Below are 12,565 nucleotides of genomic sequence, written 5' to 3' on the forward strand. Positions count from 1 at the left end.
GTTAACGTGAGAGTATAAGTTAAAATGATTTTTTTGGAGAATCTGGGGAGTTACAAATGGGTCATTTTCTGAGCTCAGCAAAAATACTTGGCACACAATAGTAATAATTAATACTTATGAGACTGATTTACGACTTTGTATTTTGACCGTCTAGGAAAAGAACGTTTGTAAAATCTGTTTCTTCTTGAGAAATATTTTTTATTAACTCAATTGATGTTCCATTTCCTAAACTCGATGAAATATTAACCTTGAAGCCTAGTGCGTTGGCAGTATCCATAATGATACTCATTCCATGTCCAGAACCCTTCTCACCATTAGTCCCCTTAGTTGAACCAATTAGACCAACATTTCTTTTGATAAGCTTAAGTTTTTCTTCTGGAATACCTACACCGAAATCAACAATTCTGAGACAAAGATTCTCATCACAAACAGAAGCTGAGAAAACAATACTTTCATTCTTATGTGAGAATTTGATCGCATTATACATAATATTAGAAATCAGGTTATTTTGTAGTGCGATTTTATTTGTATATAAAGTTAGGTTTTGATCAATTTTAAAGTCGTGAATAATTCGAACACCTTTTTGGATAGCAATGTCGTCATACTCTGTCACTGCTTCAATTAAAAGGTCATATAAATTATTTTCTTGAAGCTCAAAAAGTTCACCATCAACATGTGTCGTAACAATTGAGTTTTGAATAATTCCCTTAACTGAGTTTGAGAATTGATTGATCTTATTAACCGCTTGCTCATAATCACCATTCTCAATTCTTTTCTTAGCTACTTCAAGACTAAGAAGTTTATTAGCAACATCATGGTGTAAGGTACGATTACTTAAATTCAATTCTGTATTTAATAGCTCAAGGTTCTTTCGATACTCTTCAAGCTCTAAATTTTGCTTCTCAAGTAGATTCGAATACTCCACATTTTTTAGAATAACTTCGTGAAGTTTTTTCTTTGTGAAGAAGAAATTGTAAAGCAAGTTCGGAATGCTGACCTTAGCGAAGGCCGCATTACTAACAGAGTATACAACTCGGTCATCTACGACAAGATATTTCACTCTTGAATATGTACGACACCCGATGAAATTAACTGGAATCGTTTTGAAAAGTTCAACATACATATTTATGAATTCGTGAAAGATCTGAGATGAATCTGAAAACTCAAAGATAATTTGAAAAGAATCTGAACTAAGTTTCTTTGTATCAATTTTGATATTGGTGTAAAGCATCTTAAAAGATAGCTTTAAAAAGAACTCATAGAGTAAGCTATAACTAATTACATATGTAATGATGTCAAAAAATGGTTTAATGATTCTGTTTGAAACACCGGTATTACTAATAATTTCAGTATAGTTCGGGTACTTTTCAGAGAAGAAGACTGTGATATCTTTAAATTCTTGCCAGCTTATACGCGACTTTACATCTAAAAGATCTTTGTCTTTAACTGGAAGCTCGGCAATAAAATCTTCAACGGAATCCCCCATCGACTTTACACCATCAAAATATGCGACTAATGCCTTATTACTAACTTCCAACCAATTACACCTTATAAAACAATAAATACTGATTATCACTACAAGAATTAAAATGGCAACTTAAGTTATTTCTTTAACTTCACACCACAATATATATTGTAACCTTTGGCCAAGATTCTTAATAGCGAAGCAGAAGTTGCCGAGAACCTAAACTATTTGAAAGTATTTCTATTTAGATTGGATTAGAATTATATACCTTCGAAGCATTTTTGTAATAATTCACCATACTCTCTCGTAGCGATCTCAAGTAAATCACTTGAATTCTTAGGAGCATGGTAATTGTCCACAAAGTGTTGATAGACATCTTTGCGATAAGAGTCAGGGAAGTTCTTATCTTTGATATTAAAATCTTTTCCTTTTACAAAGATTGTATTGGGCGTAAATACACTCGCAAAGCTTGAAATTTTTAACGTGTCTTTAAAATGAATATCGCCATCAGGAAAAAGGCGATCCTTAATTCTCTTAAGGCCCTTCTTTCCAAAGCACGTATTTTTATAGCTATTAATCCCATGGGCCATATAGATATCTTGAAGCTTACTCTTAATTCCCAAGATGAGATCCGAAGCGGTATAACCAAAGAATTCATGGGCAGCAATATGAGCATTAACTCCAGGAATATTTTGAGAGAACCAGCGCTGAGTATTCTTAAGTGCAATATCAGAACGTGTATGACTCCCCTTTATTAAAACATCAAAGTCCGCATGCATTAACTCATGAAAAATAGTCGATGCTAAGATAGTGAACTGATACTCTTGTCCAGTTGGAAAATCAGACGAGCTAACAATTCGATCTCCACGCCAATTCTTTTGTCGTAAAACAATCGTGTTCGTTTTGTCGTTATATGTGGCCTCTGCACCACTTTTATTCATTAACCATTTCTCAAAAACATTTGGTTTTCTGATTCTAATCTTTCTTACAACATCATCTAAGCGTGAAAGCTTCAATCCTAATTCATTTTCTAGTGAGTTAGAAAAATCAGATATTGCTACCGGAGAAGAGGCCAAGACATAAGTTGAAAGTAATAAAGTGAGTATCGATTTCATATCCATAATTAGACCCAATAAGCCTTAATAAGACTAGTTATGTAAGAAAAGATAAGAGTTTTAAGCGTGTGATATTACGTTGCTACCGTGGCCATCACGTTTATTATCTAAATGTTCTGATACTTGGTTAACAAAAGGGATCTTTACAATTACCTTTGTTCCACTCTTCATACTCATGAAGCTAATTTCACCGTCAATTCGTTTGATGATGTAGCAAAGTATGCTAAGGCCCATTCCACTGCCCAGTTCGTTACGAGTACCACTACTCGATCTCACTTTTGAGAAATTCGTTACTGATGAAATAATGTCGTCAGAAATACCGCCCCCTGAATCAATAACACTAAAGTACACATGAGTTTTATCGTGAATCATTGAGAGGTAGACTTTTGAACGTGGCTCAGAGAACTTCAAGGCATTAGAAACAAGATTACCTAAAATCGAGTTAACTAAACTCTCCTTACTAATGGGTAGCGAAGCTTCGATATTTTGATGGGGATAAGTGACAACCAACTGAACTCGCTTCTTGTTAAAGTCGTCTTGGTAGTGAGAGACAACAGACTTTACTATTGACGAAAGCTCCACATCATATGAAAGATTATCTTTATTAAATTGCTTACGAATCTCTGCTTTAAATTTGATGAGCTCACTTAATCGATCATAGGCTAACTTTACATAGGTCAAGTTCTCATCTTTTAACGCCCTTGAAAGACTTAAAGACAAAAAATTTAAGTCATTTGAAGTATCATGAATAACGGCCTTATAAACTGCATTAATAAGCTTTAACTCTTCTTGTAATTTATAATCCCCATCAACTTTCTTTTCTAAGATCTTAACCAGAAGCCCTAACATGATTGCAATATAAGTGATGACGCCCGCACTCCAGCCCCAAATCCCAGAGCCCTTTATTTCAAAGGTAAATGGATAGGTAAATGTGACTATTCCTGCGATAGCAAAAATAGTAAAATAGAAAAAATTCACAACATACTTTATTCGTTTACCAAAGTAGGCCAATGCATAGATACCAGGAGTGAAACTTCCGATGGCCACAGTAAGGGAATAATATTCAGACTCAACCCCAGCTAAATACAATAAAAAGCCAGCAATGCCACTTAAAACAAAAAGACTCATCAACTCAACTCGATACTGGCTTAATCGATTATTTAGAAAGAAATTACATATCAAATAAAGTGGAATGAATTTTAAGCCAAAGAATATGACGTCTAGTTCCACCCACTGAGCACAATAAAAACGTGTAGCATAGAGGAAGAAATTAAAAATTAGGGCCATTTTAAATTGCTGGTAGTCACTTTCTTTATCCACCATTGCAACAACATAAGTACTGACAACGCACAGAAGTAGAAATGATAAGAGTACGATATATAGGGCCGTCATATTATCCATACATCAAAACTAACATAGTGGAATATATGAACAATTGAAGAAAGGATAACTTAGCTTAACTTTTATTCGAAATTAGCTAATAAAAAAGGCCAGCTATAAAGCTGGCCTCTTCTATATGTAAATTTATTACTTTAATCCTAGTTACCCACCAAAATCGTCAAGCATGATATCGTCGCGCTCAACCCCTAGGTCAAGAAGCATATCGATTACACACTTGTTCATGATAGGAGGACCACATAGGTAGTACTCACAATCTTCTGGAGCTGGGTGCTTAGCAAGATACTCATCGTGAAGTACTTGGTGAATGAACCCAGTGTAACCTGTCCAATTATCTTCCGGTAGTGCATCTGAAAGAGCAACGTGCCAAGTGAAGTTATCATTTTCGGCCTGTAGACCGTCGAAGTCTTCAACATAGAACATTTCTCTAACTGAACGAGCACCGTACCAGAAAGTCATCTTACGTTTAGAGTGTAGTCTCTTTAGTTGGTCAAAGATGTGTGAACGCATTGGCGCCATACCAGCTCCACCACCAACGAATACCATTTCTTTATCAGTGTCACGAGCAAAGAACTCTCCGAATGGACCAGAGATTGTAACTTTGTCACCTGGCTTACAGCTAAAGATATAAGAAGACATTTTCCCTGGAGGAGTTCCCTTAGGAGCTCTTGGAGGAGGAGAAGCAATACGCACGTTAAGCATAATGATTCCCTTTTCTTCCGGGTAGTTTGCCATCGAGTAAGCTCTGATAGTTTCTTCGTTTACAGTTGAATTATACTGCCAAAGATTGAAGTGATCCCAATCTCCACGGTATTCTTCTTGTACGTCGAAGTCTTTGTAATCAATTGAAAGCCCTGCTGGTCTTTCGATTTGAATATAACCACCAGCTCTAAAAGGTACAGACTCACCTTCTGGAAGCTTAAGCTTAAATTCTTTAATGAAAGTCGCAACGTTATCATTTGAGATAACCTCACATTCCCATTTCTTAACACCAAAGACAGACTCTTCAACTTCAACTTCCATATCAGTTTTGATACCAACCTGACATGCAAGTCTTAAGCCTTCACGAGCTTCTTTCTTTGAGATATGTGATAATTCAGTTTCAAGAATTTCACCACCACCTGCGTGAACGTGAACTTTACACTGACCACATGTACCCCCACCACCACAGGCAGAAGATACGAATAGTTTTTGATCGGCAAGAGCGTTAAGTAGTTTACCACCAGCTGGGATATGAACCACTTTCTCACCATTGATCGTTAGCTTAACGTCACCACTTGATACTAGCTTTGATTTAGCAAAAAGAATTACTAAAACAAGAGCAAGAACCACAACGGTAAACATTAAAACACCAAGAATAATTGCATTCATAATATTTCCTTTTTATTACTTACCGTTACTAAAGTTGGATTCCTGAAAAACTTAGGAAACCAAGTGCCATTAGACCTACAGTGATAAAAGTGATCCCAAGACCTTTTAGTCCATCTGGAACATCACTGTACTTCATTTTTTCTCTAATACCTGCAAGAGCAGCAATCGCTAGGGCCCAACCGAAACCAGAACCGATACCGAAAACAACAGACTCTCCAAAAGTATAATCTCTTTCTACCATAAATAGTGATCCACCCATGATGGCACAGTTAACAGTAATAAGAGGTAGGAAAATCCCAAGAGCGTTATAAAGAGCTGGCATAAATTTATCTAGGAACATTTCTAGGATTTGAACCATCGCCGCGATAACACCGATGTAACAAATTAGACCTAGGAATGAAAGATCTGTACCAGAGATCCCTGCCCACTCAAGAGCATTTTCTTTTAGTAAGTAGTTATAAAGTAGGTTGTTAATAGGGATTGTAATTGTTTGTACAACAACAACCGCTACACCAAGACCAATAGAAGTCTTAACCTTTTTCGAAACTGCTAGGAATGTACACATACCTAGGAAGAATGCTAAGGCTAAGTTTTCAATGAATACTGCTTTAATAAATAAACTTAAATAATGTTCAAACATATTTCACCTACCCTTACATTTCTTCTACTTGATCTTTCTTCCAAGTACGTAGTCCCCAGATGAAAAAACCAATTAAGAAGAATGCAGATGGTGCAAGAAGTGCCATACCATTAGTTTGGTACCAACCACCTTCTCCAGTTGTTGCTAAAACAGATACTCCAAATAGCTTTCCTGAACCAAGAAGCTCTCTAAAGAATCCAACAAATACAAGTACGATTGAATAACCGATTCCGTTACCAACACCATCAAAGAATGACATGATTGGAGGGTTCTTCATCGCATATGCTTCCGCACGTCCCATAACGATACAGTTTGTAATGATTAGACCAATATAAACTGACATCGATTTAGCAACGTCATAAACGTAAGCCTTAAGAACTTGATCTGTCACGATAACTAGTGAAGCAATAATCGTCATCATTACGATAATACGAATTGCACTAGGAACGTGATTTCTAATAAGTGATACGAATAAGTTAGAGAAAGCTGTAACAACTGTTACCGCTAAACACATAACTGCTACTGACTCCATTTTTGTCGTAACCGCTAGAGCAGAACAAATACCTAGGATTTGAAGTGCAATTGGGTTGTTCTCAAATAATGGAGAAACTACTGTTTCTTTAAAATTCATTATTCACCCCCACCTTGTGTGAATTTGTCAATGAATGGTCCAAATGCATCGTCACCCATCCAATAGCGAACAGTTCCTGTTACACCATTAGCTGTAAGAGTTGCACCTGAAAGTCCATCAATATCAAAGCTGCTTGCTTTATTAGCTTCACCTTTAATAACTTGAATTTGAGGTTTACCTGCATCACCAAAGATTTTCTTTCCTGGCCATACTGATCTCCAGTGTGGGTTATCAATTTCACCACCAAGACCTGGAGTTTCACCGTGAGAGTAGAAACCAATACCTTTAACAGTATTAAGATCTGTCTCAAGAACTAGGAAACCGTACATTGTTGACCAAAGACCTTTACCGTGAATTGGGAAAACAACAGACTTAGTTGTCTCACCATCTTTTACGAAGAATACTTTAGAGTATTTCGCACGGAACTTGATTTTTCCTTTGTCCTCAGATGCAGGAATTGCGTAGTTCATTTTTGGATCTTTAGCAGCTTTAACAGCATCAAATTTAGTAACATCCATATCAGTTACGTAGTCACCAGTTTTAAGATCAACTAGTTTCTCTTCGATTTGCTTATAAGCTTCTAAAATTTCTTCTTTAGTAGCAGTCGCCTTTACAAGACCTGCAGTCATAAGAAGGTTTTTCTTAACGTCTAAAACTTTATTCTCATCTTGAAGTGGCTTTAGTGAAACCGCTGACCAAGATACGACAACTGAACAAACAACACATAGGATTGTTGCTACGATCAGAGTTTTTGCAGTACTATCATTACTCATCACTGCCCCCTTAAGCCGTTTTGTATCCGTTTGCACGTTTTTTGATATTTCCTTGAATTACAAAGTAGTCAATTAAAGGTGCAAAACAGTTTCCGAAAAGGATTGCAAGCATAGTACCTTCAGGGAAAGCTGGGTTAATAACACGAACAAGGATAACCATGAAACCGATTAGAGCACCATAGAACCAGTGTCCTTTGTGTGTCATAGAAGCTGATACTGGATCAGTTGCCATAAACACTGTACCAAAAGCAAAACCACCGATCACTAAGTGCCAAAGTGGAGTTACTGAGAACATCATATTTGTATCAGAACCGATAGCATTTAAGATTGCTGAAGTAACAACTGCTCCAAGAACCATTGAAAGCATAATTCTCCAAGAACCGATACCTGAGATGATTAGAACTGCTGCTCCGATTAAACAAGCAAGAGCTGAAGTCTCACCCATTGAACCTGGCATAAATCCTAAGAAAGCATCTTGCATTGAAGTTGTGATTGCACCAACACCACCAAGAGCTGCCTGAGAAAGAGCTGTTGCTCCAGTGAAACCATCTACTGCAGTCCATACTGCGTCCCCTGAAATTTGTGCAGGATATGCAAAGAAAAGGAATGCACGAGCAGTAAGTGCTGGGTTAAGGAAGTTTTTCCCTGTACCACCGAAAACCTCTTTACCGATTAAAACACCGAAAGAGATACCTACAGCAACTTGCCATAGAGGAATTGTTGGAGGAAGAGTTAATGGAAATAGCATCCCTGTTACAAGGAAACCTTCGTTAATCTCGTGACCTCTAACGATTGCAAATAGTGCTTCCCAGAAACCACCAGCGATTTGAGTCACTAGGAAAATTGGGAAGAAGTATAAGAAACCGTGAAGTAGGTTTGCAACTAAGCTTTCTGGAGAGAAACCTGCACCAAGCGCCATGATGATATCAGCACGCCAACCTTCAGGAGTCATACCAGCCGCTGCAAGAGCAGAGTTAGCCTGGAAACCAGTATTGTACATTGCCATAAACATTGCTGGAATAAGAGCAATAGCAACTGTGATCATTAATCTTTTTAAGTCAAGTGCATCTCTAACATGAACTGAACCTTTCGCTACTCCACCTGGAGTATAAAGGAAAGTATCGATCATTTCATAAACAGCATAAAACTTTTCGAATTTCCCGCCTTTAGCGAAATTATCATGTTGAGAATCTAGAAGTTTGCGCAACATTGTAATTATCCTTCTTTCTCAATAGTAGTTAAACTTTCTCTTAGAGCTGGACCGAAATCAACTTTACCAGGACTTACGAAAGTACATAGTGCTAAATCTTCTTCATCTAGCTCTAAACAACCAAGCTCTACAGCGTAGTCATTGTCTTTTGTAACAAGTGCTCTTAAAAGTTGAGTTGGTAGCATATCAAGAGGCATTACCTTTTCGTATGACCCTACTGGAACCATTGCTCTATCAGAACCATGAGTAGCAGTTGTGAAATCGAAAATTTGCCCTGGCTTTAACCAGTGTAGGAAAGTACGCTTAACAGAGAATTTATTAAGACCTGGCTTGTGCCATCCTAAGAACTCTCTTTCACGACCTTCAGTAAGTAGAGAAATTTGGTTGTGGAAACGACCTAGGTAAGAAAAACTTCCAACCATTGCGCGACCGTTGAAAACCGAACCAGAAACAACTCTCACCTCACCTTGTCCAACTTTTCCTGAAGTAACTTCACCTAAATGAGCACCTGGAACTGTTTTAACAAGAGTTGGGTTTACAGATGCAGGACCTGCAATTGAGATAATTCTTTCAGTTGAAAGTTCACCTGAAGTGAAAAGCTTACCGATTGCGATTACATCTTGGTAACCAATCGACCAAACAATCTTCTTAGCGTTTACAGGATCAACAAAGTGAATGTGAGTTCCTGCGTTACCTGCTGGGTGAACACCAGCAAATTCCTTCACTTCAACTTTAGTCGTTGAAGGCTTTGGAATATTAACTCCAGCTGCTTTACAAACAAAAGTTCTTCCATCAGTTAGTTTTGAGATAATCTCAACACCATTCGTGAAATCTTCGCTTGCTTCAGCAATTACTACTGCTGGATCAGCTGCAAGAGGATTAGTATCCATTGCAGTTACGAAAATAGAGTGTGGCTCAGAACCTAAAGCTGGTGCCTTAGAAAATGGCCTTGTTCTGAAAGCTGGCCATAGACCTGACTCAACTAAAAGAGCTTGAACAGCTTCTTTCGTTAAATCTTTTACTCCCGTCCCTTTAAAGTTTTCAAATGTAACTTGCTCGTTACCTGAAACTTCAATTACTAAAGTTTCAAACGCTCTTCTTGCACCACGGTTAATTTCAATAACCTTACCGCTGATAGGTGCTGTATAAAGAACACCTTCAACTTTCTTACAAGAAAATAACGCCTGACCTTTTTTAACCTCGTCACCTACTTGAACAAGCATAGTTGGCTTCATTCCAACATAGTCTGGCCCAGTAAGAGCGACTTTAGTCACTTGAGGTCCTACCTCAATCTTTTGTGATGGCTTCCCACTGATAGGAAGATCCAATCCTCTCTTAATGTGAATCATAGCGACAAATCCCGTTATCTTGGTTTGTTAACAATAAAATATTTATGAAATTATTAGTTTTTTAACAGAAATACATAAAGTTGTAACCCTAATTTTAACTAATCACACCACCGCATTTAGCGACCATGACGCGTTAAAACAAAGGCTATTTAGTCGACAATTATCGACCACAACACTTCTTAAATTTCTTGCCTGAACCACAAGGACATTGGTCATTGCGTCCAACTTTAGCACCATCTCTCTTAACCTGCGCTACGATTGGCTCACCGTCAACGAAGAACCAGTCTCCATCAACCTTAACAAATTCAGAACGCTCATAATGCACATGGTCTTGGCCACCTAAACCAAAAGTCGCCTTAAACTCAACCATTCCCCAGTCATCTCTCTCAGTTCCTTCTGCAGTGTCAACGATCTCAAGACCCTTCCACTCAGATTGTGATGACCACGCCTTGATTTCATTTACATCCATATCATCTCTGTGATCAGGGTGAGTTGAATCAACGATGAAATCAATATTGCCGATTGTATAAGCAAAGTAACGTGCGCTCATAAGTTGAGCTGCAGTTTGGGCCTTGGCTTCACCCTTAACAATTGCTTCACATGTCTTTGTATCAAGACCAGAATTACTCATAATAAACTCCATTTAATATCGATATAATAAGTCGGTAAAATTTGTGTTTGTTTCATCAAAATATACCTTGCTTTCTAGTAGTCGACTAGAAATAAATGTAAAATGCTCTCTAAGCATTTTCTGGTATTTTGTACGACTTCGACGAATGGCATATTCATCTTTAAACTCAAGATCTTCGATCTGGCGATCGAGTTCTTTATCCGTTGGAACTGTTAGATAAAAATACTTTAACTTGGATGCAAGAATTGGCAGACAATACTCTAATTCCTCATCTGTGAGATATTGAAACACACTTGTGCAAACACCAAGATCAAAAGATTTCTTACTCTTCTCATTCTTGCGACACCAGCTAACAATATCCATTCTCTCTAACTTAAACTGAGTTGATTCAATTTTGTTTATTTCACGCTCTTTTACAATTTTGTAAGCGTATTCACTGGGCTCAATTCCATGGGCCTTATATGGCTTAAACTCGTCTAAAAGTGCCTCAAATAAATGACCAAGGCCAAAGCCTAAATCAATAATAGAATTGATATCAATATACTCTAATCCAAATAAATTTTTAATATAGCCAACGTGCTGCTCGACATTGCCTATTCCATCCATTTGATCAGCTTCTTCATAATTTACATCCCAATAGTCCTGGGAAAAACCAAGAGAACCTTTTTCTTTCATTTTATTTAACCTTTAGTGTCTTTCCGATTAAGTATGCATTCGAAATAAATCGGTAGATACCCACAGAGAAAATTGCCCCCCAAAGAAGCAAGAAGGATTGATTTTGATAGCTCAAATACGCCAGTGGCACAAAGCAAGTGAAGAAGGCTATCACCATGTGACGACCTAAGAAATCAAAGCGATTGATTCCAAAGACTAGCCCATCATAGACATATGCAATTGAAACAGGAACTTGAGCAATGGCCAAGAAATAAATAATGCCTTTAATCGTTTCATGAATACTTTCATCGTACGTAAAAAGTGAGATTAATGGGCCATTGGCAAAAGTGAAAATGAAACAAAAGATAATTCCAATAATCCCCCCCATAAAAAGAAGCTTATGAAAGATATCTTTTAAGTGCTCATGGCCTTCATTTTTGAAAAGTGTCCCACCAATAATATTTCCAGAAGTCGCGACTCCATCAGTAAAGAAAGATGCAAATAACCATAGGTTGAGAATAACCTGATGAGCAGCAAGGGCCTTTAAAGAGATTGAGCTCGCAACTTTTGTGGCCAAGAAAAAACTTAGAGTTAAAAAAGCCGAGCGCATAAAAACATTGATAGAACTTTTTCCAATATGAAAGGCATCCGCTAACATGATTTTTTGTTTTAAAAACAAATGACGAATTTTTTCGTGAGTCAGAATAAAGTATAAACTTATTAGAAAGCCTACAGCATTAGCAAAAATCGTAGCGGCCGCAACGCTTGAAAGCCCCATATTAAGTTGATAGAGCCCTAGGTAAGACAATACAATATTAATCGAAGTTGCTACCCCAATGATTCCTAAAACGATATTTACTTTCGCCATTCCTCTTAGAACTGATAAGGCCGACATAAATAAAAGAATAAATACATGGCCATATAGTCTGGTTAAAAAATAGTCATCACATAAAGAATAAAGATCCTTCGTGACACTCAAAAATTCGTAAACATAGTGGCGTGCGGGAACAAAAATGAGAACGAGAAAAAGTCCAATCGAAAAAGCGATTAGGAAAGTCACCTTAATAAGCGAGACTACATTTTCATACTCACCTTTAGCTAGTTTTTGAGAGATTGCTTGGATTGGTGCATGGACCAAGAAGTTAAACATCCAGGTAATAGATGAAATAACCGAAACACCAATGGCCATCGCGGCCAGCATTTTTGTATCAAAATTTCCAACAAGTGCAGTATCAACAATTGAGCTTAGTGGCTCAAGCATTGATGCGAGTATGGAAGGGATAGAAAGGGCCCAAAGGCCCTTGTATGTTAACCAGTTGCGGTCCAAA

General features: G+C 37.5%; 12 protein-coding genes. All 12 read right to left on the bottom strand.

Features of this window, described 5'->3' with window-relative positions:
* Nucleotides 1-127 precede the first annotated feature (127 nt).
* Nucleotides 128-1,537 carry a sensor histidine kinase gene (locus ABMA70_RS04080; protein ID WP_392991418.1) on the bottom strand — a complete coding sequence of 470 codons (1,410 nt, stop codon included), beginning with the start codon at nucleotides 1,535-1,537 and terminating at the stop codon, nucleotides 128-130.
* 188 nt (nucleotides 1,538-1,725) lie between these two features.
* Nucleotides 1,726-2,580, bottom strand: a complete 855-nt coding sequence (locus tag ABMA70_RS04085) for a hypothetical protein (protein WP_392991416.1) — start codon at nucleotides 2,578-2,580, stop codon at nucleotides 1,726-1,728.
* Nucleotides 2,581-2,640: 60 nt separating this feature from the next.
* Complete coding sequence (locus ABMA70_RS04090) at nucleotides 2,641-3,981, bottom strand: sensor histidine kinase (RefSeq protein WP_392991414.1); 1,341 nt, start codon at nucleotides 3,979-3,981, stop codon at nucleotides 2,641-2,643.
* Nucleotides 3,982-4,122: 141 nt separating this feature from the next.
* On the bottom strand, nucleotides 4,123-5,349 hold the full coding sequence (gene nqrF / locus ABMA70_RS04095; RefSeq protein WP_103216792.1) for an NADH:ubiquinone reductase (Na(+)-transporting) subunit F: 1,227 nt from the start codon (nucleotides 5,347-5,349) through the stop codon (nucleotides 4,123-4,125).
* 28 nt (nucleotides 5,350-5,377) lie between these two features.
* Entirely contained in the window at nucleotides 5,378-5,989 is a 612-nt protein-coding gene (gene nqrE, locus ABMA70_RS04100) for an NADH:ubiquinone reductase (Na(+)-transporting) subunit E (RefSeq protein WP_103216791.1), read from the bottom strand.
* 13 nt (nucleotides 5,990-6,002) lie between these two features.
* A complete protein-coding gene (locus ABMA70_RS04105) occupies nucleotides 6,003-6,620 on the bottom strand; it encodes an NADH:ubiquinone reductase (Na(+)-transporting) subunit D (RefSeq protein ID WP_103216790.1) in 618 nt (205 codons plus the stop codon).
* Nucleotides 6,620-7,393 (bottom strand): Na(+)-translocating NADH-quinone reductase subunit C, encoded by a 774-nt coding sequence (locus ABMA70_RS04110; protein WP_199177507.1) that lies wholly within the window; start codon nucleotides 7,391-7,393, stop codon nucleotides 6,620-6,622. Before ABMA70_RS04110 ends, ABMA70_RS04105 begins: the two co-directional genes overlap by 1 nt.
* A gap of 10 nt (nucleotides 7,394-7,403) precedes the next feature.
* Nucleotides 7,404-8,609 carry an NADH:ubiquinone reductase (Na(+)-transporting) subunit B gene (locus tag ABMA70_RS04115; RefSeq protein ID WP_103216788.1) on the bottom strand — a complete coding sequence of 402 codons (1,206 nt, stop codon included), beginning with the start codon at nucleotides 8,607-8,609 and terminating at the stop codon, nucleotides 7,404-7,406.
* Nucleotides 8,609-9,952, bottom strand: a complete 1,344-nt coding sequence (locus tag ABMA70_RS04120; protein ID WP_103216787.1) for a Na(+)-translocating NADH-quinone reductase subunit A — start codon at nucleotides 9,950-9,952, stop codon at nucleotides 8,609-8,611. Before ABMA70_RS04120 ends, ABMA70_RS04115 begins: the two co-directional genes overlap by 1 nt.
* 160 nt (nucleotides 9,953-10,112) lie before the next feature.
* Nucleotides 10,113-10,583 (bottom strand): YchJ family protein, encoded by a 471-nt coding sequence (locus ABMA70_RS04125; RefSeq protein ID WP_199177506.1) that lies wholly within the window; start codon nucleotides 10,581-10,583, stop codon nucleotides 10,113-10,115.
* 12 nt (nucleotides 10,584-10,595) lie between these two features.
* A complete protein-coding gene (locus ABMA70_RS04130; RefSeq protein WP_103216785.1) occupies nucleotides 10,596-11,258 on the bottom strand; it encodes a class I SAM-dependent methyltransferase in 663 nt (220 codons plus the stop codon).
* Nucleotide 11,259: 1 nt separating this feature from the next.
* Nucleotides 11,260-12,564, bottom strand: coding sequence for an MATE family efflux transporter (locus ABMA70_RS04135; protein ID WP_392991410.1), 1,305 nt, complete (start codon nucleotides 12,562-12,564; stop codon nucleotides 11,260-11,262).
* Nucleotide 12,565: the final 1 nt, after the last annotated feature.

The sequence above is a fragment of the Halobacteriovorax sp. XZX-3 genome (assembly GCF_043196495.1).
GTDB lineage: Bacteria > Bdellovibrionota > Bacteriovoracia > Bacteriovoracales > Bacteriovoracaceae > Halobacteriovorax_A.